The sequence below is a fragment of the Cognatilysobacter bugurensis genome (genome assembly GCF_014652095.1).
GTDB classification, from domain to species: domain Bacteria; phylum Pseudomonadota; class Gammaproteobacteria; order Xanthomonadales; family Xanthomonadaceae; genus Cognatilysobacter; species Cognatilysobacter bugurensis.
The window spans coordinates 192527-218598 of the sequence record NZ_BMYD01000004.1 but is presented as its reverse complement, the minus strand read 5'-3'; the positions used below and the strand labels follow the sequence as shown (position 1 = coordinate 218598).

The window sequence follows — 26072 nt, the reverse complement described above, 5'->3', positions numbered from 1 at the left end:
GAGGTCCCATGAAGCTCGGTTCACTGAAAGAAGGCGGCCGCGACGGCACGCTCATCGTCGTTTCGCGCGACCTGACGCGCGCAGTGCGCGCCACCGGCATCGTCGATACATTGCAGCGCGCGCTCGAGGATTGGTCCGGCGCGGCCCCGCGTCTGAATGCCTTGTCCGATGCGCTCAACGAAGGTCGTGCCGAAGGGGCATTCGACCTCGACGTCGCGGCGCTCGCCGCCCCGCTGCCGCGGGCCTACGAGTTTGTCGACGGCAGTGCCTATCTCCCGCACGTCGAGCGCGTGCGCCGCGCGCGCGGCGCGGAAGTGCCCGAAAGCTTCTACAGCGACCCGCTGATGTACCAGGCGGTGAGCGCCGGCTTCTATGGCCCGCGCGACCCGGTCCGCGTGCCGAGCGAAGAGCACGGCATCGACCTGGAGGCTGAGGTGGTGATCGTGACGGACGACGTGCCGATGGCCGCATCGCCCGAACAGGCCGCTGCGCACATCCAGCTCATCGGCCTCATCAACGACGTGAGCCTGCGCAACCTGATTCCGAACGAGCTGGCGAAGGGGTTCGGCTTCCTGCAGTCCAAGCCGCGCTCCGCGCTGAGCCCGGTGTTCGTGACGCCCGACGAGCTCGGCGATGCGTGGCGCGACAACAAGCTGCACCTGCCGCTGCTGACGCACGTCAACGGCGAATGGTTCGGCGCGCCCGAGGCGGGCGTCGACATGCAGTTCGACTTTGCCCAACTCGTCGCTCACGCCGCGAAGACGCGGCCCCTGTCGGCGGGCACGATCGTCGGCTCGGGCACCGTGGCCAATGAGGACACCTCGCTGGGCGCGTCGTGCTTTGCGGAAAAGCGCACGGTGGAAACGCTCGAGCACGGCGCGCCCCGCACGCCGTTCATGTCGTACGGCGACACCGTGCGCATCGAGATGTTCGACGGCGACGGCCGCAGCATCTTCGGCGCGATCGAGCAGCGCATCGAGCCCGCAGCGGGCTGACGGCGAAACGCCCGGCGCGGTGTAGCGGCCCTGCCGCCACCGCGCTACCGTGGCCATCGCAATCGGGAAGCATCGGCGTGAACGAGCAACTTCGGCTGTATTCGTACTGGCGTTCGAGCGCGGCTTACCGCGTGCGCATCGGCCTCAATCTCAAGGGCCTGCGCTACGAGACGGTGCCGGTGCACCTGGTGCGCGACGGCGGTGAGCAGCACGCGCCCGAGTACCGCGAGAAGAATCCGCAGGAGCTCGTGCCGATCCTCCAGCACGGCAACCGCACGATGCGCCAGTCGATGGCGATCCTCGAATACCTCGACGAAACGTGGCCGGATACGCCGCTGCTCCCGGCCACCGCACGCGAGCGCGCCCGGGCCCGCTCGCTCGCGCAGGCAATCGCCTGCGACGTGCATCCGCTGAACAACCTGCGCGTGCTGCAGTTTCTCGAGCACAGCTGGGGCGTGCCGCAGGCCGAGCGCGACGAGTGGGTGCGGCATTGGATCGTCGAAGGCTTCCAGGCGGTCGAGGCGATGCTCGCGGGGCACGTGTCGACCGGCGAATTCTGCGAAGGCGATCTCCCGACGATCGCCGACTGCTGCCTGGTCCCTCAGATCTACAACGCGCGGCGCTTCAGTGTGGACATGACGCAGTTTCCGACGATCGCGCGCATCGAGGCCGCGTGCCTGGCGCTGCCGGCGTTCGACGCGGCCCGGCCCGAGCGTCAGCCCGACTGCCCGCAGGCCGCGGCGGGCTGATGCGAGCGCGGCCGTGAGGTGGCGCTGCAGCCGGAATCAGAACACGTCGGCGTAGGGGTCGTGCTCGCCGCTCGTGCCTTCGGACAGGCGGAACTTGAGGGCCAGGCCTTCGCGCGAATCGGCGGCGCGGAGCGCTTCTTCCTGCGAGATCCGGCCTTCCTTATGCAGCCGGTACAGGCACTGGTCGAACGTTTCCATGCCGTCCTCGAGCGAGGCCTCCATCGCCTGCTTGATCTCGTGGATCTGGCCGCGACGCATGAGGTCGCGCACGTGCGGCGTGTTGATCAGCACCTCGCTCGCTGGCAGGCGGCGGCCATCGGCACCAACGACCAAGCGCAGCGACACGACCGCGCGCAGGTTCAGCGCAAGGTTCATCAGCACGTTCTTGTGCGCCGATTCCTGGAAGAAATTGAGGATGCGCTCGAGCGTCTGGTCGGCGTTGTTGGAGTGCAGCGTCGCCAGGCACAGGTGGCCGGTTTCGGCGAATGCGATCGCCGCCTCCATCGTCGTCGCGTCGAGGATTTCGCCGATCAGGATGACGTCAGGCGCTTCACGCATCGCGTTCTTGAGCGCGTTCTGGAACGCGTGGGTGTCGAGGCCCACTTCGCGCTGATTGACGATCGACTGCTTGTGCTTGTGCAGGAACTCGATCGGGTCTTCGATCGTGAGAATGTGGCCCGCGGTGTGCGTGTTGCGGTGATCGATCATCGACGCGAGCGTCGTCGACTTGCCCGAACCGGTACTGCCGACAATGAGCACGAGCCCGCGCGGGGACATGATGATGTCCTTGAGGACCTGCGGCAGTTGCAGTTCCTCGATCGTCGGGATCACGTTCTTGATTGCACGGATCACCATGCCGACTTCGCCGCGCTGCTTGAACACGTTGACGCGGAAGCGCCCGGAGTCGGGCAGCGAATACGCCATGTTGAGCTCGAGCTCGCGCTCGAACTCGGGCACCTGGCCCTCGTCCATGAGCGAATACGCGATCTTCTTCACCATGCCCGGGGGCAGGCCGGTGTTGCCGAGCGGCTGCAGCTTGCCCTCGACCTTGATGTACACGGGCGCGCCGGTGGTGAGGAACATGTCCGACGCGTTCTTGTCCAGCATCAGCTTGAGGAAATAGCCGATGTCCATTCATTTCACCTCGTGGAACGCGGGCGTTGCGCGCAACGCGACGGCATGACGACAATGGCCGCGTATCCCCCTGACACGCCGGCCTTCCGATGAGCCAAAGCTTCGCACACTTCTCGCGGCGCGCTGCGACCGTTGTTCTCGTTTCGGGACTCGCGGCCTGCGCCTCGATGCCGCCGCCGACCGGTGAACTCGCCGCCGCGCAGCAGGCGGTTGTTCGCGCCGACGGCGCCGATGCGGACCAATACGCCGCGCAGGAAATCGCGCTCGCCCGCAGTGAACTCGCCCAGGCGCAGGCGGCCATGTCGGACGGGCGCGAGGCCGAAGCGCGTTCGCTCGCGCTTGCGGCGGCCGCGGATGCCGACTTGGCCTACGCACGCAGCCGGGAGGCGCTCGCGACCGCCGAGCTGCAGCAGCGGCGGGCCGAGGTCGAGCAGTTGCGTGGCCGCTTGCAAACCGGAGACCGCCCATGAAGCCGCTTGTTCTGGCCATTCTGCTTGCGCTGCCGCTGGCCGCATCCGCGCAGGACGCCGAGGTCGCCGGGCTTGCGCAGCGCATCGCCGCGCTGGAAGCCGACCCGCAGGCCGCATCGCTCGCCGCGTACGAACGCCTTCAGGCGCGACAGGCGATCGACGCGCTCGCCCAGGCCCGCAGCCGCGATCGCAGTCAGGCCCGCTACGTCGCCGACCGCCGCGTGCAGATCGCTGAGATCGCTGCTCGCACTGCGTCGATGCAGCGCGAGATCGACCGGCTCGATCGCGAGCGTGCGGATCTGCTCGTCGAGGCCAGCCGTCAGGACGCGGCGCGCGCACGCGCGGAGGCCGAGCGCCTCCGCGTGCAGGCCCAGATCCAGGCTGAAGAGGCCGAACGCCTGCGCCAGCAGGCGGCGGCCGAGGCGGTTGCAAAGCAGGAGGTGACCGCGCTGCTCGAAGGCGTCACCGACACCCAGACCGCCAAGCTGCAGGCCGCGCGCGATAAGCAGGCCGCCCTTGCGCGCGAAGAGGCTGAACTCGTCGCGGGGACGAAGTTGCCGCCGTCGCGCAGCGAGGGCGATCAAGAGGTGTTTACGCTCGCGGGCGACGCGTTTGCCTCCGGGCAGGCGACGCTTACGAAGCCTGCCGCGGCACACGTGCGTGCGGTGGCCGCGTACCTCGAGGCCATGCCCGCCTCGTCGGTGCGCATCGAGGGTCACACCGACAGCCAGGGCGCGGCCGATGCGAACCGCCGGCTGTCGCAACGCCGCGCGGACGCTGTTCGCGACGTGCTCGTCGCGGCCGGCGTGCCGGCCCGTCAGATCGAGGCGGTCGGGCAGGGGGCCGCAGCGCCGGTGGCCGACAACGCCACCGCGGCCGGGCGCGGTCGCAATCGCCGGGTGGAGATTTCTGTTTCATTCAAGTGACTGATTCAAAAGGGTTTTAGTTCGATCTGAGCCGTTGGTCAGGCGGCGCGCGGATTAACGTTCTCGTGCTTGCCGGGCTTGGAGCGGAAGAGTAGGGTCGAAGTCCCAGGCACTACGCCGCCTGGTCGAGAGCCCGTCCCGATGATGCGCACGCCCTGTTCCAACGGGCCCAGCCCGCAGGAAGACGCCGCCGATGACCGCGGCGCAGGAGCGCGGGCCGCGACGGGCTCCCGGACCCTGGAACCTCAATGCGCCCCGGCCTCCACGCCGGGGCGTTTTTGCTTCCAGGGCCTCCGTGGCCCGGCGACCGCCGGGCGATCCACATCCCGAAGGAGGCATGCATGTTCGAAGAACGGCCGCAGCAGGAACTCGACTCGGTTCTCAAGAGCAACCCGGATTTCCGGCGTCTGTATGACCAGCACCGCGACCTCGACCGGAAGGTCGTGAACGCGGAGCTCGGCGTCAGTCCGATCGACGACCTCACACTGACGCAGATGAAACGGGCGAAGCTCGCAATGAAGGACCGGTTGGCCCGCATGTACGACGCCGGGTTGCAATGACCGTTCCGCAGTAATCCGGTGGCGTGCGGCTGCCGTCCGCACGCCACCCCCCGGGTCTGCACGGAGGGTCGGGTAAGATCGCGCGGTCCGCTGCGCCGCGCGCAGCGCCAAACGTGCACCGCATGCCGATCCATTCCTCCGTGCTCGATCTCATCGGGCGCACTCCGATCGTGGAAGCGAGCCGGCTCGACGCCGGCCCCTGCCGCCTGTTCTTCAAACTCGAATCGCAGAACCCCGGCGGCTCCATCAAGGACCGCATCGGTCTGGCGATGATCGAGGCCGCCGAGCGCCGCGGCGACATTAAGCCCGGCGATACGCTCGTCGAAGGCACCGCCGGCAACACCGGCATCGGCCTCGCGCTCGTCGCGCAGCAGAAGGGCTACGAGCTCATCCTCGTCGTGCCCGACAAGATGAGCCGCGAAAAGATCTTCAACCTCAAGGCGATGGGCGCGAACGTCGTGCTCACACGCTCCGACGTTGCAAAGGGCCACCCGGACTATTACCAGGACATGGCCGAGCGCATCGCGCGCGAGACGCCGGGCGCGTACTTCATCAACCAATTCGGCAACGCGGACAACCCGGCCGCGCATGAGTTCGGCACCGGGCCGGAGATCCTCGAGCAGATGGCCGACGTCGGCGGCGTCGACGCGGTCGTGTTCGGTTGTGGCAGCTCCGGCACGATGACGGGCCTATCGCGCTGCTTCGCCGAGAAATCCCCGAACACCGAGCTCGTGCTCGCCGATCCCGTCGGTTCGATCCTCGAGGAATACATCAACCGCGGCACGCTGTCCGACAAGTCCGCGAGCTGGATGGTCGAGGGCATCGGCGAGGACTTCCTGCCGCCGATCTCGGACTTCACGCGCGTCAAAAAGGCGTATGCGATCGCGGACAAGGAGAGCTTCCTGACCGCGCGCGAGCTGCTCGAGAAAGAAGGCATCCTCGGCGGCTCGTCGACCGGCACGCTGCTCGCCGCCGCGCTGCGCTACTGCCGCGAGCAGACGACGCCGAAGAACGTGCTCGTGTTCGTCTGCGACACCGGCAACAAGTACCTGTCGAAGATGTACAACGACTACTGGATGCTCGACAACGGCTTCCTTGAGCGCCAGCCCTCGAACGACCTGCGCGACCTGATCCTGCGGCCGTACTCCAAGCGCGACACGGTCGTAGTGGGTCCGAACGACCTGCTGATGACCGCGTACCAGCGCATGAAGCTCTACGACGTCAGTCAACTGCCGGTCGTCGATGGCGACCAACTCGTCGGCATCGTCGATGAGTCCGACGTTCTGCTGCACGTCTACGGCGACGAAGCGCGTTTTCGCGATCCGGTCTCGACCGCGATGGTCAGCAAGCTCGACAAGGTCGACGTTGGCGCACCGATCGAAGCGCTGCTGCCGGTGTTCGACCGCGGCCACGTCGCCATCGTGACCGCGGGCGACAGCTTCCTCGGCCTGATCACGCGCATCGACCTGCTCAACTACCTGCGCCGGCGCGTGCAGTGACGCCAGTTGCCTAGCTGAACCGCCGCCACCTGCGGTTCAGCTGCGCCCACCCTGCACTGCGGCGGCCGCGTGCAGGGCCGGTGATAGAATCCGCGGCCGCGTTTGCGGCAAGGACGACACCATGACGACCCACGACGACGCAGGCGCCCCGCGCCGGCACGGCCTCGGCACGCTCGCGATCCACGCCGGGCAGTCGCCCGACCCGAGCACCGGCGCAGTGATGACGCCGATCTACGCGACGAGCACGTACGTGCAATCGAGCCCGGGTGAACACCAGGGCTTCGAATACTCGCGCAGCCACAACCCGACGCGCTTCGCGTACGAGCGCTGCGTCGCCGAGCTCGAGGGCGGCACGCGCGGCTTCGCGTTTGCCTCTGGCTTGGCCGCGACCTCGACGATCCTCGAACTGCTCGACGCCGGCAGCCACGTGATCGCGATGGACGACGTCTACGGCGGCACCTACCGCCTGTTCGAGCGCGTGCGCCGTCGCACCGCCGGGCTGGACTTCAGCTGGGTCGACCTCACGGATCCGGCCGCGTTCGAAGCTGCGATCCGACCGGAAACGCGCATGGTCTGGATCGAGACGCCGACCAACCCGCTGCTTAAGCTCGTCGACATCGCGCAGATCGCCGCGATCGCGCGCAAGCGCGGGCTCATCGTCGTCGTCGATAACACATTCTGTTCGCCGATCCTGCAGCGCCCGCTCGAACACGGCGCGCACCTCGTCATGCATTCGGCCACGAAGTACCTCAACGGCCACTCGGACATCGTCGGCGGCATGGCCGTTGTCGGTGATGACGCCGAGCTCGCCGGGAAAATGGCGTTCCTGCAGAACGCTGTCGGCGGCGTGCAGGGTCCCTTCGACAGCTTCCTCGCCTTGCGCGGCCTCAAGACGCTGCACCTGCGCATGAAAGCGCACTGCGAGAACGCGCACGCGCTGGCCGAGTGGCTCGAAGTGCACCCCGCAATCGAACGCGTGGTCTACCCGGGCCTGAAGTCCCACCCCCAGCACGAACTCGCGAAGCGCCAGATGGACGGCTTCGGCGGCATGGTCACCATCTTCGTCAAAGGCGGCCTCGACGCCGCCAAGCGCTTCTGCGAGCGCACCGAGCTGTTCGCACTCGCCGAGTCGCTCGGCGGCGTGGAAAGCCTCGTGAACCACCCTGCGATCATGACGCATGCGTCCGTGCCGCCGGAGCGGCGGGCGCAGTTGGGGTTGTTCGATAATCTGGTGCGGTTGAGCGTGGGGGTGGAAGGGTTGGACGATTTGCGCGAAGACCTTAATTCCGCCCTGCAGAGCAGTTGAGTCGCGCGCCCTCGGTTGCGAGACGCTCAATACGAACGAATGTAGGCGGCAATGACTCCTCCTTCTGCGCTCCAAGTTAGCTTGCGCGCCTTGTACCGCGCGCTTCCCGAAGCGGTGCGAGCACCCCTGCTGAGCTTGTTTTGGCGCACGCGACTCCGGCACGTGCGGTTTCCCGCACTGCCCGCTTGCCACCCAGCGCAAGAGTCGACACCGTCTGCCGGCTCCGACACTCGGTGGTTCTCAACCGAGATTGGCGTCCGGATACACGGGTATCTGTCCGGAGAATTTGGACTTGGCGAGAGCGCACGGCTTTACGCGACCGCGCTGAAGGCGGCGGGCGTGCCTGTTCAAGTCAACGACTTGGACTTGCGACTACCGCATACCAACCGACCTCACGGGATCCAGTCGGATAACTTCGACGGCGTCCAATACGTAATCGATCTCGTCGTCGTGAATCCGGACTACCTGAGGCAGGCGCTGCCCTTGCTGCCTCCGCGGTGTCAACCTGGGCATGTGAGAGTGGGGTGCTGGTTTTGGGAGCTCGAGTGCATACCACGCTCCTGGCACTGGGCGCTTGGCGAGTTCGACGCACTCCTGGCTGCTTCCGACTTCGTCGAGTCGGCACTTCGCTTGTGCGCTGATATTCCAGTGATGAAAGTCCCTCTGCCTGTCTGGCGCCGGGAGCCGAGCGCGGCGGGTAGGCGCGACTTCGGGCTACCGGACGACGCCTTTGTTTTCCTGACTACATTTGACTTTCATTCGTTCACCGCGCGAAAGAACCCGCTTGCTGCCATCGCTGCCTTCAAATTGGCTTTTCCTGCGCTGACCGAGCGTGTCGTACTCGTTGTGAAATCTAGCAACGGAGAGCGCTACCCCCATCTGCTCGCGAAGCTCGTGTCAGTTTCACGCGGCGACCCCAGGATAATAATCCGTGATGGCGTTCTCGAGAGACCGCATTTGCGAGCCTTGCAAATGGCGGCGGACGTATTTGTTTCGTTGCATCGTGCCGAGGGGTTCGGGCTTGGCCTTGCGGAATGCATGGCTTTAGGCAAACCGGTCATAGCGACGGGCTGGTCAGGGAACCTGGAATTCATGTCTGAAAACAACAGCTGTCTTGTAAACTGGCGCGAGATCGAGGTGAGGCCTGGGGAGTATGTCGACACGGCCGAGTCCCACAGGTGGGCGGAGCCCGACGTTGGCCATGCAGCAAGCTACATGCGAACCCTGGCTGCCGATCCCGCTCTTGGGACGGCAATCGGGCGGCGCGGGCAAATCGATATCGAGAGAAGTTTGGCGCCGAAGGTGATCGGGCAGGCGCTACTCCACGAGTTCCAAGCGTTGCAAAGTGCGCATTCCGGGGGGGGGCGGGTATGATCGCCGCCGTCGCGCGCGCTGCGTGGAAGTACCGCGGATATATTCGCTCAGCCGTCGCTGCGGAGTTCAAGGGGCGCTTCATTCGCAGCCGAATAGGTGCGACATGGATTGTCATTCAGCCAATCATGCAGGTTGTCTTGTTCGCTACGGTGCTGTCGAGCGTGATGGTTGCACGAATCGATGGGGTCGACAGTCGGTACGGATATATCGTTTATTTGCTTGCAGGTATCGCATGCTGGAACCTCTTTTCGGAAGTGGTGCAGCGGTGCCTGACCGTGTTCGTGGACCAAGCCCATCTTCTGCGAAAGATGCATTTTCCTCGAATTACATTGCCGCTGGTGGTGGTCGGCTCCGCCATGGTGTCTAACATCGCCCTAGTAATCGTTGTGGTGCTCGCTTTGCCCGTGCTCGGAATTTTTCCGACGATCCAGTGGCTCTGGCTGCCCGTTCTGATGGTGGCTACTGCGGCCATGGCGACGGGATTAGGTTTGCTACTCGGTACTCTTAATGTTTTCTCCCGCGATATAGGTCAGGTCTCCGGGGTGGTGCTGCAGTTCTGGTTTTGGATGACGCCAATTGTCTACCCATTAGATATCGTGCCGGATGGCGTGCGGATGACGTTGGCGTATAATCCACTGGTTCCGCTTGTGCAGGCTTATCAACGGGTATTGCTACACGGCGCTGCGCCTTCGAGCGAGGTTTGGATGCCGGTTGTGGTAGCCCTAATCCTGCTTCCGTTCGCAATGTTGGTATTTCGTCGCGCGTCGGCGGAACTGGTGGACGCGCTGTGACAGGAGATGTTCTAACGGTCGACGACGTAGGAAAAGCGTACTACGCGTTCGACAGCGAGCTGCAGCGTTTCGCCCGATGGCTGGGCGTTCCCGTAGCGCCTACCTCCGAACGATGGGCGCTGCGCCACGTCGGTCTGCGATTGCATGCTGGGGAGGCAGTGGGAATCGTCGGCCAAAACGGCGCGGGCAAGAGCACGCTTCTAAAGCTCATCACTGGAACGGCTCACCCCAACGAGGGGACCATCAATGTTTCAGGGCGCGTATCAGCGCTGCTTGAGTTGGGGCTCGGCTTCAACCCGGAGTTGACCGGCCGTGAGAACGTTCGCCATGTGGGGACGCTGATGGGACTGTCAGGGGCTGATGTTGCCCGCCTGCTTCCTGAGATCGAGGCGTTCGCTGAGGTCGGACGATACTTCGATGAGCCGGTTCGGACGTACTCGAGTGGGATGCAAATGCGTGTCGCATTCAGCGTCGCTACTGCGGTCAGGCCCGACGTACTTATCGTCGACGAGGCGCTGGCGGTCGGCGATGCCTACTTCATCCATAAGAGCTACCAACGGATCCGAGAGTTTCGTGATGCCGGTACGGCGCTTCTGATCGTGTCGCATGACCCGGTGGCCATCCAGTCATTGTGCGATCGAGCAATTCTGCTCGAGAACGGTCGAGTGATGATGGAGGGGCTTCCGAGCGAGGTATTGGATTTTTACAACGCGCGCATCGCGGAAAAGGAAAACGCCACGGTTCGGTCGGAGCGCCGAGAAGGCCATACGGTCACGGAATCAGGCACCGGCGAGGCAAGTTTCACCGCGATTGAACTCCTCGACGAGACGGGTCTGTCTGTCGAGCACGTGGTCGTCGGGCAGTTTGTCAGCTTGCGCGCGCGCGTCCGCATTCGGGCTGCGATTCCGCGGCTGGTGTTCGGCTACATGCTCAGGGATCGGCTCGGCCAGCCCATCTATGGCACGAACACCGATTACACCGGCCATGTAATCACGGGCCTTATATCCGGTGACGACGTGGTGTTTGAAGCGGCGTTCGAAGCAAACCTCGGGCCCGGCAGCTACTCAGTCTCTGTCGCGTTGTCGAGCACGGAAACCCATCTCGTCAATAATTACGAGTGGAAGGATTTGGCGCTCGTCTTCACCGTGGCCAACCCCGCTCGTCCGGTATTTGTCGGGTGCGCCTACATCCCAGCGCAGATTTCCGTGTCACGCGTCTCGGGCGCTTCGTCAACGCAGCCGCACGGCTTGTCGCAGCAGGACGACGCGGGATGAAACTTAACGCAGAGACACTCATGACACTGGTGCGTAAGCGACTCGCTCACGACGCCGGCCCAGGCGATCGTTTGCCGACGAGCGCGTCTCCAGTCGCCGGCGAGGCTCTGGCATGGGCAGGGGGGATGGCCCCGATTCCTGCCAAGCCCGCTTACGAACTCGGAGAACTGCTCGCCTACCGCGATCGTGCGTTTGTTGCGAACGCGTATCGCGCCATCCTGCGTCGCGAGCCGGACCCCGAAGGGCTGGTATGCCATCTCTCTCGGCTGCGCCAGGGCGCCGCTAGCAAGGTCGAGGTCCTGGCAGCCTTGCGCTGGTCACCGGAAGGTGTTTCTTGCGGGGTGCACATCAACGGCTTGCTTCTGCCCACGTTATTGCAGCGATGGAAGCGCAAGCGATTTGTGGGGCCGCTCCTCGCTTGGGGCCATGCCTTTGTCCGGCTTCCGACCATTATGAGCCGGCTTTATCTGCTGGAAGCAACTGCGGCACATGATGTGACGTTGCTGGCGGAGCACGTCGATCGCCAGCTCGATATCCACGCAAACCAGGCTCACAAGCTGCTTGACGTCGCGGTTGAAGCCAACAGGGTGTTGAGTGGCTCGCTGCAGGGGCTTGAGGTACGGCTCACCGAGTTAGGGGAGCAAGAACGGGGCCGCGTGGGAGCGGAGCACGCTCGTGAAACGCGCCTCTTGGCGCTTCACGCGGCGCTGGAGACACGCTTTGAGGAGGCGAAAGCCTGCCTGTCTGAGCGACTCGACGGCATGGAATTCAGGGTTGCAGCATGCGCGGAGTCCATCGAACGAGTGGCGGTTGAGCAGCGCTCGGCCCTCGCCGATTTTGAGCAGCGCACACTCGTTCGGGACGATACACCCGGTCAGCTCGATGCGCTGTACGTGGCCTTCGAGGAGCACTTCCGCGGCAGTCCGGCCCTGATCCGGGAGCGCGTGAAGCCCTACCTCGAGGACGTTCGCGAAGCTGGCGTGGGTACGCATGCAACGCCCGTCGTCGACCTCGGCAGCGGCAACGGCGAATGGCTCGGCGTCCTCCGCGAGAGTGAATTCGTTGCGCGCGGCATCGACAACAACGCCGTCTTCGCCGCCTTGTGCCGCGGGCGTGGCCTTGAAGTGGAGCATGCGGACGCCTTTGAAGCGCTCCACGCCCTTCCTGACGGCTCGGTGGGGGCCGTCACGGCCATGCACCTGGTTGAACACCTGCCCTTCGAAATCCTAGTTCGCCTGCTGGATGAAGCGATGCGCGTTCTCTGTCGCGGAGGGCTTCTCATCCTAGAAACGCCGAATCCGGAGAACTTGCTGGTGGCGGCGCACTACTTTTACACGGACCCCACCCACCGCAACCCAATTCCGCCGGAGACGCTGCAGTGGCTAGTGCAGGCCCGCGGCTTTCAACGTGTCCATATCCGACGACTGACCGAGGCCCGAGACATGCCAGTGCCGCCAGCGGTACCCGATGACGCTCCGGGCAGTGAAACGATCAACTCGGTTGTCGCACGACTGGCGGTCGCGCCGGACTACGCCATTATCGCAAGGAAACTTTGATGAATCGGCGGCTGCTCGTTACAGGTGCCGGCGGCTTCGTCGGTCGCCATGTACAAGAGGCTTGCCGGGTCGGCGGGGCCTTCGAGGGTTGGGAGTTCGTTCCCAGTCCCAAGGGAATGGACCTGCGCGATCGCAAGGCGGTTTCAAATTGGATCGCCGACGCGAGAGGCGATGCCGTGCTGCACCTTGCCGCCCAGAGCTTTGTCCCCCGCTCGTTCGTCGATCCCGCCGAGACGTTTGATATCAACCTGCATGGCACGCTGCATCTACTTCTAGCGCTGAAGGCGTCGGCGTTTGCGGGCCGCATGATGTTCGCCAGCACCGGCGACCTGTATGGCCGCGTCCCCGAGGACGCGCTGCCAGTCACCGTGCAGCGTTGGCCGGAGCCGCGCAACCCCTACGCTGTCAGCAAATTTGCGGCGGAGCAGTTGTGCCTGCAATGGATGCGAACGGAGGGGCTGGACGTCGTCATCGCCCGGCCGTTCAACCATATTGGCCCGGGGCAGGACGCACGTTTCGTGCTGCCGGCACTGGCGACTCAGGTCGTTGCAATCGCTGATGGTCGACAGCCCCCCGCGATCGACGTCGGCGACATCGATGTAACGCGCGATTTCACCGACGTACGGGACATCGTCGCCGCGTACCGCGCAATGCTCGACCACGGGCGGACGGGATCGACCTACCTTGTCGGCTCTGGACGTGAAACCCGTGTCCGCGACTTACTCGAGCGGATGTGCGCACTCGAGCGGATCTCACCGGAAATCCGGCAGGACCCGGCGCGCTTGCGGCCTGCTGAGCAACGACGCATGGCCGCTGACGCGGCGCGGCTCGCTGTGGACACGGGGTGGGAGCCCCGGATTCCGCTCGATACCACCCTTCACGACATTCTCAAGGACGCAAGACAGCAACGATGAGCACGACAAGCGCACTAATCACCGGTATCACGGGGCAAGATGGTGCCTACCTGGCGCAATTGCTGCTCGGCAAAGGTTATGAAGTACACGGCGTGCTCGCACGTCGTAGCACCGACACGCTCTGGCGTTTGCGTGAGTTGGGAATCCACGATCATGTCAACTTCATAGACGGCGACCTGACCGATCTCTCCTCGCTGATTCGCGCGATGGAAACCTCGCGGGCGGGCGAGGTCTACAATCTCGGCGCCCAGAGTTTCGTCGGGACGTCGTGGCAGCAGCCGATCCTGACGGCGCAGGTCGACGGCGTCGGTGCGCTGAACGTGCTCGAGGCAGTTCGCATCGTCAACGCGAAGGCGCGCTTTTATCAGGCTTCGACGAGCGAGATGTTCGGCCTTATTCAGGCCGAGAAGCAGGACGAGACAACGCCGTTCTATCCGCGCAGCCCATACGGCGTGGCGAAGCTGATGGCGCACTGGGCAACGGTGAATTACCGCGAGAGTTTCGGCATGCACGCGTCCAGCGGCATTCTGTTCAACCATGAGTCGCCGCTGCGCGGCATCGAGTTCGTGACGCGCAAGGTTACCGACGCGGTTGCCCGGATCAAGCTGGGCATGCAGGAGGAGCTCAGGCTTGGCAATATCGACGCGAAGCGGGACTGGGGCTTCGCCGGCGATTACGTCGAAGCAATGTGGCTTATGACGCAACAGGATTCGGCTGACGACTATGTCGTCGCTACGGGTGAGACCACTACAGTGCGGGACATGTGCCGCATCGCCTTCGGCCATGTCGGTCTCGATATGGAGCGCTACCTCGTCGTTGACCCGAGGTTCATGAGGCCGGCCGAGGTAGACGTGCTTCTCGGCAACCCGGCAAAGGCGAAGGCGAAGCTCGGCTGGGCACCGAAGACCTCGCTCGAGCAACTAATTCAAATGATGGTGGACGCGGACCTGCGTCGCCTTACGCGCTGAATCACCGATGCGGATCGCGATCGACCTGCAGGCTTGTCAGACCGAATCCCGCTTACGCGGGATCGGCCGATATGCGCGCGGCTTCGTGCGTGCGGTCGTGGCCCGTCCCGGTGATGCGGAGTTTTTACTGGGGCTGGATGCCACCTATCCGGATGCGGCGGTGGACCTGCGTGAGGAGTTCTCGAGCCTAGTTCCGCCCGCCGCGTTTCGCCCGTACTTCTACCCTGGTCCCGAGATGCCCGTCGGCGCTCCGGGGGACGGCTTGCGGCCTGCGGCCGAGACTCTGATCCGGCGCGCGTACGCGGAAATCGGCGCTGATGTCGTGCACGTCAGCAGCCTGTTTGAAGGTTTCATCGAGCATGCGGGTGGGTTGGGGCGGCTTGCACATTTGCCGGGCACGGTGTCGTCGCTGCTCATGCACGACCTCATTCCCCTCGTGATGCCGCAGTGGTACTTGCAGGACGAGGTGTTCCGTACTTGGTACCTGGCACGAATCTCACAGGCGACACGCTTCGATCTGCTGCTGTGCAATTCTAATGCGACCCGCCGCGACGTAATTGATCGTTTGCATATCCCGTCATCTCGCGTGGTCACTGTGCACGCGGGTGTCGACGAAGCGCTGCTGTCGCTTACCGGGGACTCGGCCCTGCCGGAGCCGCTGAGGCAGCGTTTTGGGATCGTCGGCCGCTACGTGCTGTACACGGGCAATGGCGATCCGCGCAAAAACCTGCGCGGCGCGGTCGAGGCATTCGCCGCGTTGCCGGAGGCGCTGCGTGAGCAGACCCAGCTCGTGCTCAACCAGGTCGGTGATCCGTCGGTCATACGCGACCTCGTGCGTGCCGCCGGACTAGCGCCCGACCGCGTGGTCGTGACCGGGCATGTGCAGGATCAGGAACTCGTGGCGCTGCTGCGCGGCTGCGAGGTGTTCTTTTTCCCGTCCCTCTATGAGGGCTTCGGCCTGCCGGTGCTGGAGGCGATGGCGTGTGGGGTGCCTGCCATATGTGGCGACAACTCAAGTCTTCCCGAGGTTGTAGGCCGCGTAGACGCGCTGTTCGATGCGAGTTCGGTCGAGTCGGCGGCCGCGAAGCTGGCCCAGACGCTGTCCGACACCGGGTTTCGTTCGAGTCTGGCCCGGCATGGAGTTGAGCGGGCACGTGAGTTCACTTGGGACCGGTCGGCGCGATTGGCAACGGAGGCATGGGCCAACGCCGCCGAACGGCGGCGCGAGAGGATTTCAGTCGCGATCGCTGAGGCGCCGCGGCTGAAAGTGGCACTCGTGACGCCGCTGCCACCCGAGCGGACGGGCATTGCCGACTACGTCATGGAACTGCTGCCCGCGTTGCGTGCGCGAATGGACATCGATCTTTACACCACCGCGCCGCTGGAGGCGCTGAAGGGTGAACCTGAACTGCATTTCGCGCGCCCGTGGACGGAGCTGGCGGCGCGGGCGAACCAGTATGACCAGGTGATTTACCAGGTCGGCAACTCCCCGTTCCACAGCCACATGCTGGAACTGCTAGAGCACGTACCGGGTGTCGTGGTGCTCCACGATTTCTTCCTGAGCTCGCTGCTCGCCTATCTGGATCGCATCGAAGGCTGGAAGGGGCTGTTCGCCGCCGAGCTTGAACGATCGCACGGGCGTACGGCATGCCAGAACCTCAACGAGGAGGCGGGCTGGCTCGAAGCCGTGCGCCGTTGGCCCGCCTCGCGTCGTATCTTTGATCACGCCGACGCGGTCATCGTGCATTCTGCCCATGCGGCCGGGCTCGTGCGTTCGTTCTATCCAGCTGTTGCCGCCGCGCCTGTGCTGCACGTGCCGATGCCGCAGGCGGCGCGGGTCGTGGACGACGCACGGCGACAGGCGGCGCGCCGGAGTCTTGCTATCGACGACGGGGTCTGCCTAGTCGTCTCGTTTGGTTTCCTCGCCGATACCAAGCTCAATCTCGAAGTGCTCGACGCCTTTGCGGAACCCACATTGCGCGAGCGCAACATCCGTCTCGTGTTTGTCGGAGAGCCAGATGGCGGCGCGTACGGCCAGGCCTGCCGTGATCGAATTGAGCAGCACCCACTGCGTGACCGGATCCGCATCACGGGGTTTGCAAGTTCGGAAGAGTACGAAACGTACTTGCGAGCGGCTGACATCGCGGTGCAGCTGCGCGGAAAGAGTCGCGGAGAGACGTCGAAGTCGGTGTTGGACTGCATGTCGCACGGCGTTGCGGTCATCGTGAACGACTACGCGTCATTCGCCGAGCTGCCCGACACCGCGGTCGTGAAACTGCCGGCCGTTCCGACGCCCATCGACATCGCTTCGCGAATTTTAAGTCTGGTCGACACGCCGGTCGAACGTGGCGCGCAAGGGAGCGCGGGATACGGCTACGTTGCGCGTTTTCATGCGCCCGAGGTGGCAGCCGCTTACTACGAATCGGCGACGCGCCGGTCGATCGAGCAGCGCCGAGAGGCAAACGGCGAGCGTGTTGCGGATGCTCTCGCAGCGGCGATCGCCGAAGCCTCCGACGCGGCGCAGGCGGCATCGGCGGTGGAGCATGCACTGCACGTCGCGGCGACATACCGCGCGCCGATGCTGTTCGTGGACATCAGCGACGTCGTGCAGCAGGACCACGGCACGGGCATCCACAGGGTCGTGCGTAACCTCACTCGGCAGTTGGTGCTACACGAAGGACCAGGTCTGAGGTGCCTGCCCGTCGCGCTCGACACCGAGGCACGGCTGGCGCCCGCGGAGGACTACGCCCAAAGTCGCCTACGGCTGCCGGCCTCGCACTGTTCGGCAGCGTTCCAGCCCGCAGCGGGAGACGTGCTATTTCTCCTCGATTCCAGCTGGAGCGCGCCCGAGCGGTTCCTACCCTCGATCGATGCCATGCGCAATGCGGGCGGCCGATGCGTTGCAATGGTGTATGACCTGATCCCGCTCCGATACCCGGGATATTGCGCGGAGTTCATGCCGGCGGTGTTCGAAGCATGGTTGCGCTTTGTCGCACTGCATTGTGATGGCCTGATCTGCATTTCGCGTGCTGTCGCCGACGACGTCGCGCATTGGATCCGCACCGAAGGCGTTGCTCACCGGCCGCGTCTGCGAATCGGCCACGTACCGCTCGGCTGCGACATCGTCGAGTTTGGTGGTGGGGCGGCGGCGATCGCCAGCGCAGTCGAGGACGCGATGGGCGCGCGCGGGCAGGCAGTGCTGATGGTCGGCACGCTCGAGCCGCGCAAGCGGCACGATTTGGTGCTCGATGCGTTCGATCGGCTTTGGCAGGAGGGGGATCCGCGTACGCTCGTGATCATCGGCAAGCGGGGCTGGAACGTGGATGCGCTCGTCCGTCGCATCCACGCGCACCCCCGCTTCGGCACGCAGCTTTTTTGGCTGCAGGGATTGAGCGATGCGGATATCACATATGCCTATCGCACGGCCGAGCGTGTCGTGCAGGCCTCGGACGCGGAAGGCTTCGGGCTTCCGCTGATCGAAGCCGCAGCGCTCGGCGCGCCGGTCCTAGCGAGCGATCTGCCCGTGTTCCGCGAGGTGGCTGCAGCGGAGACGGACTTCTTTACACCAGGGTCGGCCGACGATCTCTTACGTGCGCTTCGGCTTCCGCCCCAGTCTCCAGGGCAGCCGACGCTCACTTCCTGGGCCGAGAGCGCCGTGGCGACCCGTGAGCGGCTGTGGGCGGGTCCCTGGGATCACGAACTTCCATGATCAAAACTTCATCCCCATCAACGGGGCGCGGCGCGTCGTCTGAATGGCGACAGCGCGTTCTGCCGTGGGTCGCGCTGGTCGCCGCGTTCTTCGGCTTCTACGGTGTCTATTTCGCGCCTGCCTTCATGCAGGGGCTCCTGTTGGCCCCAGGCGACGGCGCGATCTATTACGCCCCCCTATTCGGGCTTCCGGTAACAGAACTCTGGACCGGCCTGATCCTGTCAGGGTATCCGGTCATCGCGGATATCCAAGCGCAAACGCTTTATCCGCTACGGTGGCTGAGCCCGACTTACAACGTGCTGGTCGTTGTTGCCTACGTCGTCGCCGCCACCGGCATGTTCGGTCTGGTACATCGCCTGACCCACTCTCGACTTGCGGGATTGGCCGGGGCCCTTACGCTGTCCGCTAGCGGATTCATGATCGGCCACCTCGGCCACCTGAGTATCGTGCACGCCGCCGCATGGGTGCCTTGGGTCTTGTGGGCGCTTGCCGCATTGCGCACGCGCTGCGATTGGGCTCCGGTGGCCGGCGGTGGCATCGCCGTCGCACTGACACTGCTTGGGGGGCACCCGCAGGTTTCGGTGCTAGGTCTGCTGCTGGCCGGGTTCTACGCGGTCCACGAACTGGGTGTAATCGCCCGTCGTGACGGGGCGCACCGCGCGGCGAAGGACCTGCTGAGGGTCACGTTGCTGTTCACACTCGGGATCATGCTGGCTCTACCGTCCCTGCTCGCGACGTTGGGCGCTGCAAGCGAGAGCGTGCGCGGGAGTTGGTCGGTCACGGACTTCAATTCCTTCTCCCACGACCCCGCATCGCTGCGGATGCTCGCCTTCCCTAACCTCTACGGCGGCCATCCCGTCGGCCCGTACGGCGCCTATGCGGGGCCGTGGAACCTCACGGAACTGGCAATCTACGCGGGCATCCTGCCGTGGTTCCTCACCATCGCCGCTTTGCTGGGCTGGAAACGCGACTGGGCCCCGCTCTTCTGGGTCGGTGTGCTAGTTGTCGCGCTGTTGCTCACACTCGGCTCGATCACCCCCCTCGGCGACGCGTTGTTCCGCCTGCCAATCGTGGGCAAGTTCAGGGCGCAGGCCCGGTATGGCCTACTCGCTATCATTGCGCTCGGCGTGCTGGCGGGGTTCGGCTTGTCGGCGATCCTGCGTGGCGGACTCGATAGGCGGCGCACGGTCCTGTTGGTGGCGCTGAGCTTCGGCACCGCTGTCATTGCGGCCACTACACTGAGCGTTGCTGACTTTGGGCAGGCGGCTCTAGGGTCCGCGGCCGTCTATGTTCCGCTTGTCATGATGGCGCTATCGCTGTTGGTTGTCGCGTATCTGGCGCTCCGGCCGGGGGTCAATCCTGCCTTGCTCGCACTGGTGGTTCTGGTAGTCGACCTGGGTTCGTTCGGCTGGTTCTACGAGTGGCGGTATGCATCACCGGCCGCACGCCCGGCTGATCTAGGCCGCGACGCGCAGACGCTCGTCGAGGCGCTTCGCGAGGGGCCGGGCCGGGTGCTGCCGCTTGACGCGGCCCGCATGCCACCTAATCCGCTGTTGCCGAACATGAACATGGATCACGGCATCGCCAGCGTCGTCGGATACGGACCACTGTTGTCAGCGCGATACGCGCGCTTCGCAGGCACCGACACGGTCGGCAACTTCGCGGAGCGCCGCGCCGGAATCCCTTTGATGGACGTGTTGGGTGTGCAGTGGATCGCACGTCTGGCCACGGGCTCGACCGAACCTCAGTTGCTGGGCAGTGGCTGCGGTGCACCGTCCGCGCAGCGGGCAGTCCATGCCACGGTGCCCGCAGACGTGGCGCCACGAGGGCTGCGCATCGTGAGCCATCTCAGCTGCTCTCCGCAGATCGCAAGCGGAACGACCTTGGCAGACGTGCAGGTCGGGCCCGTCGGAGCCCCGCCGTCCGCGGCCATGACGCTCGAGGCGGGCGAGGAGACGTCAGAATGGGCCTATGATCGCCCGGACGTGCGGGCCTCGATCGCCCATGCGCGCGCGCCAGTGGCGGAGTCGTTCGATGCCGGCGGTGGGTTCCGGGGGCTGTGGTTCGGCGCTCGCTGGCCGGCCGCTGTCCCGCTGCCGCTCACATCCGGCGACCGAATCGAAATTCGCCTGCGCGAGACGTCAGCCTTGATGCGTATCAAGGCCGTCGAAGTGCTCGACAGCCACGGACGTTGGGTCGCACTGCCCATGGCTCCGCTCGACGAGGCCGGACAGGCGCAATTGGGGGCACCAAGGTCGCTTCCGGGCGTGCCAGCGGTGAACGAGCGACGCTCCTTTCGTGGGCTCGCATGGGGCGTGTGCGACATCCGGACCGCGTCGGCGGACGAGATCGTTGCCCTCCTGCGCGGTGGCCAGGATGCTTCCGGTCGCGGCTTCGACCCGTTTTTCACAGCGTTGCTCGAGCCGGAGGCGCCGCTCGCGGCACCCACCTGCTCGACTCGGCCGCGCGTGCAAGTGCTCGAACGAGGCAATGGTCGCTGGGCGCTGCGCAGCGAAGCAGCGGGCGACTCGGTACTCGTCGTGAGCGAAAGCTATAATGCGGGATGGCGGGCGAAGATCGACGGGCATGCCGCTCCGATCGTCCCGGTCGATGGCCTGATCCTAGGTGTCAGCGTGCCTGCGGGGACACACGAGGTCACGCTTCAGTACCGGCCCCGGCGGTTCTTACTCTCTCTCGCCGCGGCGGCACTCGCACTGCTCGCTGTTGGCGCGATGCTGATTGCGTCCGGACGCCGCGCGAGCAGATCCCGGGCGGCAACTCTAAAAAGGAATGCTTCATGAAGCGTGCAGTGATTCTTGCAGGTGGTCGCGGGACGCGGCTGCGCCCCTATACCGTGGCCCTACCAAAGCCACTCATGCCGATCGGGGAGTATCCGATCCTCGAAGTCATCATCCGCCAGCTGCGCAAGGGGGGATTCGATCACGTCACGCTGGCCGTCAACCACCAGGCGGATCTGTTCCGTGCGTTTTTCGGAAACGGCGAGAAGTGGGGCGTCACGATCGATTACTCGCTCGAGCACATGCCGCTGAGCACGATGGGGCCGCTTAAGCTTATTCCGGATCTGCCCGAGCACTTCCTCGTCATGAACGGCGACATTCTCAGCGACGTGCCGTACGGGCACTTCCTCGACGCACACGCCGCGTCAGACCGCCTGTTTACGATTTCGGCAGCCCGACGCGAGCAACGCATCGACTACGGCGTGCTGCACGCTTCGGAAGGAATGGTGCTTACCGGCTTCGAGGAGAAGCCATCCTTTCCGTTCCTTGTGAGCATGGGCGTGTACGCTGCATCGCGACGCATCCTGGAGACCATTCCCGAAAACACGGCGTTCGGCTTCGACCACCTCGTGCTGGAATACCTGCGCCGAGGCCAGAATGTCGACATCGTTCCGCATGATGGCTACTGGCTCGACATCGGTCGTCCGGACGATTACCAACGTGCGGTAGACGAATGGCCGGCTCTTGCGCACTCGCTCGAGCTTACATGAGCACGGCAGGTGCGATGGCCCCCGGGCAGCGGGTCGTGGTCACGGGGGCGGGCGGCTTTCTTGGAACCCGCTTGGTTAGCGCGCTGCGCGCAGCGTGCATCGAGGTGTTGCCGCTGAGCCGGTCGGACGGGTTTGATCTGCTCGAGGACCCGCTGCCGCTCGACGGCGTGGACCACGTGTTCCACCTCGCCGCGGAAACGGGCGTACCGGATGCCTGGGAGCGGCCTGCGGATTTCCACCGGGTCAATGCCCACGGCACCGTGCGCGTCCTCGACCAATGCCGGCGAGCCGGCGCGACGGTGACGTACGTCGGCGCCTACATCTACGGCGTCCCGCAGTACTTGCCGATCGATGAGCGCCATCCCGTCGACGCGAACAATCCCTATGCATTCTCCAAATGGATGGGCGAGCAGGCCTGCGAGTGGTTCGCGCGCTGCTATGGACTTCCAGTCACGGCTATCCGCCTCTTCAACGTCTATGGTCCCGGTCAGAGCGACCGTTTCCTGATTCCGCGCATCGTGAACCAGTTGCTGGACCGGGCGGTCGAGTCGATCGAATTGATGGACCTCGCTCCGCGGCGTGATTACCTTTACGTGGATGATGCAATCGCGGCGCTGCTCGCATCCCGGACCACCGCAGGGTACGAACTGTTTAATGTTGGAAGCGGGCGTTCGTATTCGGTGCTCGACGTGATTGAGCGCGCCATGACCGCTGCCGGTGTGCGCAAGCCCGTGCGCGATCTCGGAAAAGCGCGCCCTAACGAGATTCCCGATGTGGTCGCGGACCATGCCCGGCTCACCGCTGCGTCGGGCTGGCGACCTTGTGTATCGCTGGAGCAAGGACTCGGATTGATGGTCCGGGGGGGCGCGTGACCGCATCGATCCAGATCCTGTGCCCGGTGTTTCGCGAGCAGGAAGTCATACTTGAGTTTCACGAGCGGCTGCGCGACGCCGTCGAGCCACTGCGTTTGAAGTACCGCATTGGTTTCATCTATGCGGTCGACCCCGGTGGCGACGCCACCGAACGCATCCTGTTCGATCTCGCCCAGCGTGATGACGAGGTCCGGGTACTGGTGATGAGTCGGCGCTTCGGACATCAGGCCGCGTTGATGGCGGGCATCGACGCGTCTGACGCCGATGCGCTCGTCATGCTGGACAGCGATGGCCAGCACCCGCCAGAGCTGATTCCCGAGCTGGTGCTGCGTTGGGAGCAGGGTGCACAGATTGTCCAGACGCTGCGGCGCGACGGGAGCGAGACCGGCCTGCTGAAGCGGAAAACATCCTCCCTTTTCTACAGCATGCTTTCGCGTATCGGTTCGATCGACCTGAAGGCTGGCGCAGCCGATTACCGACTGCTCGACCAAACCATTGTCCGCCTCATCCGCGAGCGCTTACCGGAGCGCAACATGTTCCTACGCGGTGTCGTGGCCTGGGTCGGGTACCGAATCGAATTCATCGAGTTCTGCCCCGAGCAGCGGCTGAGGGGGGTATCAAAGTACCGGCCTTCCATCCTGTTCAACTTCGCCGTGCAGGGCATCAGTGCGTTCTCCAAAACGCCGCTGCGACTGTGCACCATGACCGGCTTCGCAATCGCCTCGCTGAGCGTCGCCGTAGGCGCGCTGCTCGTCGTAGCCTACGTCATGGGGTATGGGCGGCATGTTCCCGGCTGGGCGTCGCTGATGACGTTCGTGTCCCTACTAGGGGGAGTGCAATTGTTTTTCATGGGCATCTTCGGCGAGTACCTCGGCCAGATTTTCGACGAGGTGAAGGGGCGCCCGCGCTACCTGGTCGCGTGTGACAGCCGCGAGCGGCCGCCGGCGGGGCGGGTTCCTATCCGTCAAACGGAGTCGTGATGATTCTTTCCCGCAGTTTCGATCCCGCCGAGTTGGATCGTGTGGTACTCGGTCGAGCCGAGTCTCAGTTTCACCCCGATATCGCGCAGCGCTGGTCGGATCTGCAGCACGCGGCCGGCGGGCGGAGAGTGCTCGTAGTCGGCGGTGCCGGCACGATTGGTTCGGCAACCACGGCGCTGCTGTCGCGCCTTGGGCCCGCGGCGCTGCACGTGGTTGATCAGAGCGAGAACTACCTGGCCGAGCTCGTACGCGAGCTTCGTGGTCGGCCGGAGGGGCTTGCGGTTACCGATTTCCGCACCCTTCCGCTCGACTATGGTGCGCCGGTGATGGGCCGCTTCCTTGAGGACGCGGAGCCGTATGACCTGGTCCTCAACTTCGCGGCCCTCAAGCACGTGCGCTCCGAGAAGGACACGTACTCGCTGCTGCAGATGCTTGATACGAACGTCGTGCGGCACGCACGCTTCAAGCACTGGCTGCAACGCCACGGCCATGCCGCGCGATATTTCGCCGTGTCCACGGACAAGGCCGCTAATCCGACGAGTCTCATGGGCGCGAGCAAGCGACTCATGGAAGATGTAGCGTTCGACATGCACGTGCCCGCTGACGGCTTGGTGTCATCGGCGCGGTTCGCGAACGTGGCGTTCTCTAATGGGAGTCTGCTACAGGGTTTCCTGTACCGGCTCAACAAGCAGCAGCCGCTGGCTGCGCCGCGGGACACGCGCCGTTATTTTGTTTCCCAAGAGGAATCGGGCGAGATATGCACGCTCTCCGCCCTGCTGGGTCAGGCCGGACACGTACTCTTCCCCCGGCTCGACCCCGAAACGCAGCTCCAACCACTACAGCAAGTCGCAGAACGCGTGCTCGAGTACTGCGGCCTGCGCCCAGAGGCGTTCGAGACCGAATCGGACGCGCGCCGCGCGTTGCCGAGGCTGGCTGCGGAGAAGCGCTGGCCGCTTTTGCTGACCCCACTCGACACCAGCGGAGAGAAGCCGTACGAGGAGTTTGTCGGGACAGACGAGGACGTGGTTGAAAGCGGGCTCGAGACCCTGGGCGCCGTCCGCCATGTGCCGAGCCGCGCCATTGGTGATGGTGTCATCGACCTGCTCGCCCGTGCGACTGCGGCGGAGTCGGGGACGCTCGACAAACGCAGCATCGTGGACGCGATCCAGTCCGTGATCCCGGGGTTTTCCCACCGCGAAACTGGAAAGAATCTTGATGAACGCCTTTGACCTCGGCGGGGTTGCCGCTTCGTGCGGCGCCGTAAGCACCAGCCTCGCGGACAAGCACGATTGCCTCGTATGCGGCGGCGGGTACGGCCCGTGCAAGCTGCCCGGCCTCAAGCAGTGCGCCGCGTGCGGTTTCATCACCGCGGATCTGCGGATCTCCGATGCGGACCTTTCCGCGCTATACGGAGAGGACTACTTTCACGGCGAGGAATACCGCAATTACGTCTCTGAGGAAGAGAGCCTCAAGGCCAACTTCCGCCGCAGGATCCAGACGCTCCAGCAATTGATTCCGGACTTGGCCCGTAAGCGTCTGTTCGAGGTCGGCTGTGCCTACGGCTTCTTCCTAGACGAGGTCAGGCGTGATGTCGCGCACGCCCAGGGGATGGATATTGCGGTCGACGGAACGCGGTTCGCGCGCGAGCAGAAGCGCGTGGACGCGCTCACGGGCAACTACCTCGACTATCAGCCGCAAGCGCGTGTCGATCTCGTAACTATGTGGGACACCATTGAGCATCTGCCCCGTCCAGACCTGTTTGTAGAGAAGGCTGCGTCGCATGTGCTCCCTGGCGGGCATATCGCGATCACGACTGGCGACATCGGCAGCTTGAACGCCAGGCTGCGCGGCCGGCACTGGCGCATGATTCATCCGCCGACCCACCTGCATTATTTCTCGGTCGACACTCTGCGCGAGTTGCTCGAGCGGCGCGGTTTCGAGGTGGTCCATGTGAGTCATCCGGGGAATGCACGTGATCTCCGCTCAATCTTGCACTTCATACTCGAGCTGCGGCTTGGATGGGGCGGGCTGTACCAGCGCATCGCGGGGTGGCCGGTCTTCAACCTGTCGCTGACACTGAACCTGTTCGACATCATGTTTATCGTTGCCAGGCGTAAAGGATGACGCTTTCGACGCCGGTACTCTTCGCGGCGTACACGGTGTTCAGCGTAGCCGGGATGCTCATCGTCAAGCGGGTCGCCCCGGCGCTCAAGTCTGCCTGGGCGAGCGGCGAGAGCGTGATCCAGCCCGCGCTGCTGGTCGGCACCGGCGCCGGCCTCTACGTACTGGGCTTCAGTCTCTGGATGATCATCCTTGCACGCACGCCGCTGACTGTTGCCTATCCGGTCGCGGTGGGCCTGACGATGGTTTTCTCGTTTGTGGGCGCGGTGGTCGTGCTAGGCGAATCACTGTCCTGGCAGGCCATACTCGGAAGTCTGCTCGTATTCGCGGGCATCGCGTTGCTCGCCCGCGCCTGAAGGCCGGCAC

General features: G+C 64.6%; 22 protein-coding genes. 21 read left to right on the top strand and 1 reads right to left on the bottom strand.

The genetic code is table 11. From position 1 onward, the window contains the following. Positions 1-8: 8 nt before the first annotated feature. Complete coding sequence (locus tag IE075_RS12405; RefSeq protein WP_189457004.1) at positions 9-995, top strand: fumarylacetoacetate hydrolase family protein; 987 nt, start codon at positions 9-11, stop codon at positions 993-995. A 77-nt stretch (positions 996-1072) separates the two neighbouring features. Beyond that, positions 1073-1744 carry a maleylacetoacetate isomerase gene (maiA, locus tag IE075_RS12400; protein WP_189456997.1) on the top strand — a complete coding sequence of 224 codons (672 nt, stop codon included), beginning with the start codon at positions 1073-1075 and terminating at the stop codon, positions 1742-1744. 36 nt (positions 1745-1780) lie between these two features. Here the strand turns inward: maiA and IE075_RS12395 are convergent, their stop codons facing one another. Beyond that, positions 1781-2878, bottom strand: coding sequence for a PilT/PilU family type 4a pilus ATPase (locus IE075_RS12395; RefSeq protein ID WP_189456995.1), 1098 nt, complete (start codon positions 2876-2878; stop codon positions 1781-1783). Between the two features lie 167 nt (positions 2879-3045). Here IE075_RS12395 and IE075_RS12390 point away from each other — a divergent pair, with 167 nt between their 5' ends. From IE075_RS12390 to IE075_RS12300, 19 genes are all read left to right on the top strand, one after another. Next, positions 3046-3348: a DUF4398 domain-containing protein gene (locus IE075_RS12390; RefSeq protein WP_229792505.1), complete on the top strand. Its 303-nt coding sequence runs from the start codon at positions 3046-3048 to the stop codon at positions 3346-3348. Continuing rightward, a complete protein-coding gene (locus IE075_RS12385) occupies positions 3345-4274 on the top strand; it encodes an OmpA family protein (RefSeq protein WP_189456991.1) in 930 nt (309 codons plus the stop codon). The genes IE075_RS12390 and IE075_RS12385 overlap by 4 nt, the downstream gene beginning before the upstream one ends. Positions 4275-4615: 341 nt before the next feature. Next, positions 4616-4834 (top strand): HP1242/YdcH family protein, encoded by a 219-nt coding sequence (locus IE075_RS12380; protein ID WP_189456988.1) that lies wholly within the window; start codon positions 4616-4618, stop codon positions 4832-4834. Between the two features lie 122 nt (positions 4835-4956). Further along, the gene (locus IE075_RS12375; protein WP_189456986.1) at positions 4957-6333 is read left to right on the top strand and encodes a pyridoxal-phosphate dependent enzyme; all 1377 of its coding nucleotides are present in this window, start codon (positions 4957-4959) and stop codon (positions 6331-6333) included. Positions 6334-6454: 121 nt separating this feature from the next. Next, entirely contained in the window at positions 6455-7639 is a 1185-nt protein-coding gene (locus IE075_RS12370) for a cystathionine gamma-synthase (protein ID WP_189456985.1), read from the top strand. A gap of 651 nt (positions 7640-8290) precedes the next feature. Beyond that, positions 8291-9013 carry a glycosyltransferase gene (locus IE075_RS12365; RefSeq protein WP_189456982.1) on the top strand — a complete coding sequence of 241 codons (723 nt, stop codon included), beginning with the start codon at positions 8291-8293 and terminating at the stop codon, positions 9011-9013. Continuing rightward, positions 9010-9804, top strand: a complete 795-nt coding sequence (locus tag IE075_RS12360; protein WP_229792504.1) for an ABC transporter permease — start codon at positions 9010-9012, stop codon at positions 9802-9804. The genes IE075_RS12365 and IE075_RS12360 overlap by 4 nt, the downstream gene beginning before the upstream one ends. After that, positions 9801-11078: an ABC transporter ATP-binding protein gene (locus IE075_RS12355; protein WP_189456980.1), complete on the top strand. Its 1278-nt coding sequence runs from the start codon at positions 9801-9803 to the stop codon at positions 11076-11078. The genes IE075_RS12360 and IE075_RS12355 overlap by 4 nt, the downstream gene beginning before the upstream one ends. A 125-nt stretch (positions 11079-11203) precedes the next feature. Next, on the top strand, positions 11204-12634 hold the full coding sequence (locus tag IE075_RS12350; RefSeq protein ID WP_189456978.1) for a methyltransferase domain-containing protein: 1431 nt from the start codon (positions 11204-11206) through the stop codon (positions 12632-12634). Next, positions 12634-13548 (top strand): GDP-mannose 4,6-dehydratase, encoded by a 915-nt coding sequence (locus tag IE075_RS12345; protein WP_189456976.1) that lies wholly within the window; start codon positions 12634-12636, stop codon positions 13546-13548. The genes IE075_RS12350 and IE075_RS12345 overlap by 1 nt, the downstream gene beginning before the upstream one ends. Next, positions 13545-14516, top strand: a complete 972-nt coding sequence (gene gmd, locus IE075_RS12340) for a GDP-mannose 4,6-dehydratase (protein ID WP_189456974.1) — start codon at positions 13545-13547, stop codon at positions 14514-14516. Before IE075_RS12345 ends, gmd begins: the two co-directional genes overlap by 4 nt. A 7-nt stretch (positions 14517-14523) precedes the next feature. Then, on the top strand, positions 14524-18225 hold the full coding sequence (locus IE075_RS12335; protein ID WP_189456972.1) for a glycosyltransferase: 3702 nt from the start codon (positions 14524-14526) through the stop codon (positions 18223-18225). Beyond that, positions 18222-21026 carry a YfhO family protein gene (locus tag IE075_RS12330; protein ID WP_189456970.1) on the top strand — a complete coding sequence of 935 codons (2805 nt, stop codon included), beginning with the start codon at positions 18222-18224 and terminating at the stop codon, positions 21024-21026. The genes IE075_RS12335 and IE075_RS12330 overlap by 4 nt, the downstream gene beginning before the upstream one ends. Beyond that, positions 21023-21733: a sugar phosphate nucleotidyltransferase gene (locus tag IE075_RS12325; RefSeq protein ID WP_189456968.1), complete on the top strand. Its 711-nt coding sequence runs from the start codon at positions 21023-21025 to the stop codon at positions 21731-21733. Before IE075_RS12330 ends, IE075_RS12325 begins: the two co-directional genes overlap by 4 nt. Further along, complete coding sequence (locus tag IE075_RS12320; protein ID WP_189456966.1) at positions 21730-22605, top strand: NAD-dependent epimerase/dehydratase family protein; 876 nt, start codon at positions 21730-21732, stop codon at positions 22603-22605. The genes IE075_RS12325 and IE075_RS12320 overlap by 4 nt, the downstream gene beginning before the upstream one ends. Further along, on the top strand, positions 22602-23585 hold the full coding sequence (locus IE075_RS12315) for a glycosyltransferase family 2 protein (RefSeq protein WP_189456964.1): 984 nt from the start codon (positions 22602-22604) through the stop codon (positions 23583-23585). The genes IE075_RS12320 and IE075_RS12315 overlap by 4 nt, the downstream gene beginning before the upstream one ends. Further along, on the top strand, positions 23585-24814 hold the full coding sequence (locus IE075_RS12310; protein WP_189456962.1) for a polysaccharide biosynthesis protein: 1230 nt from the start codon (positions 23585-23587) through the stop codon (positions 24812-24814). Before IE075_RS12315 ends, IE075_RS12310 begins: the two co-directional genes overlap by 1 nt. Next, on the top strand, positions 24801-25709 hold the full coding sequence (locus tag IE075_RS12305; RefSeq protein WP_189456960.1) for a class I SAM-dependent methyltransferase: 909 nt from the start codon (positions 24801-24803) through the stop codon (positions 25707-25709). Before IE075_RS12310 ends, IE075_RS12305 begins: the two co-directional genes overlap by 14 nt. Next, positions 25706-26062 (top strand): EamA family transporter, encoded by a 357-nt coding sequence (locus tag IE075_RS12300; RefSeq protein WP_189456958.1) that lies wholly within the window; start codon positions 25706-25708, stop codon positions 26060-26062. The genes IE075_RS12305 and IE075_RS12300 overlap by 4 nt, the downstream gene beginning before the upstream one ends. Positions 26063-26072 lie beyond the last annotated feature (10 nt).

Coding starts and splice junctions, on each gene's coding strand:
- IE075_RS12405 (WP_189457004.1), top strand. CDS start 9: ATGAAGCTCGGTTCACTGAAAGAAGGCGGCCGCGACGGCACGCTCATC.
- IE075_RS12395 (WP_189456995.1), bottom strand. CDS start 2,878: ATGGACATCGGCTATTTCCTCAAGCTGATGCTGGACAAGAACGCGTCG.
- IE075_RS12390 (WP_229792505.1), top strand. CDS start 3,046: ATGCCGCCGCCGACCGGTGAACTCGCCGCCGCGCAGCAGGCGGTTGTT.
- IE075_RS12385 (WP_189456991.1), top strand. CDS start 3,345: ATGAAGCCGCTTGTTCTGGCCATTCTGCTTGCGCTGCCGCTGGCCGCA.
- IE075_RS12380 (WP_189456988.1), top strand. CDS start 4,616: ATGTTCGAAGAACGGCCGCAGCAGGAACTCGACTCGGTTCTCAAGAGC.
- IE075_RS12375 (WP_189456986.1), top strand. CDS start 4,957: ATGCCGATCCATTCCTCCGTGCTCGATCTCATCGGGCGCACTCCGATC.
- IE075_RS12370 (WP_189456985.1), top strand. CDS start 6,455: ATGACGACCCACGACGACGCAGGCGCCCCGCGCCGGCACGGCCTCGGC.
- IE075_RS12365 (WP_189456982.1), top strand. CDS start 8,291: ATGAAAGTCCCTCTGCCTGTCTGGCGCCGGGAGCCGAGCGCGGCGGGT.
- IE075_RS12360 (WP_229792504.1), top strand. CDS start 9,010: ATGATCGCCGCCGTCGCGCGCGCTGCGTGGAAGTACCGCGGATATATT.
- IE075_RS12350 (WP_189456978.1), top strand. CDS start 11,204: ATGGCCCCGATTCCTGCCAAGCCCGCTTACGAACTCGGAGAACTGCTC.
- IE075_RS12345 (WP_189456976.1), top strand. CDS start 12,634: ATGAATCGGCGGCTGCTCGTTACAGGTGCCGGCGGCTTCGTCGGTCGC.
- gmd (WP_189456974.1), top strand. CDS start 13,545: ATGAGCACGACAAGCGCACTAATCACCGGTATCACGGGGCAAGATGGT.
- IE075_RS12335 (WP_189456972.1), top strand. CDS start 14,524: ATGCGGATCGCGATCGACCTGCAGGCTTGTCAGACCGAATCCCGCTTA.
- IE075_RS12330 (WP_189456970.1), top strand. CDS start 18,222: ATGATCAAAACTTCATCCCCATCAACGGGGCGCGGCGCGTCGTCTGAA.
- IE075_RS12325 (WP_189456968.1), top strand. CDS start 21,023: ATGAAGCGTGCAGTGATTCTTGCAGGTGGTCGCGGGACGCGGCTGCGC.
- IE075_RS12320 (WP_189456966.1), top strand. CDS start 21,730: ATGAGCACGGCAGGTGCGATGGCCCCCGGGCAGCGGGTCGTGGTCACG.
- IE075_RS12310 (WP_189456962.1), top strand. CDS start 23,585: ATGATTCTTTCCCGCAGTTTCGATCCCGCCGAGTTGGATCGTGTGGTA.
- IE075_RS12305 (WP_189456960.1), top strand. CDS start 24,801: ATGAACGCCTTTGACCTCGGCGGGGTTGCCGCTTCGTGCGGCGCCGTA.
- IE075_RS12300 (WP_189456958.1), top strand. CDS start 25,706: ATGACGCTTTCGACGCCGGTACTCTTCGCGGCGTACACGGTGTTCAGC.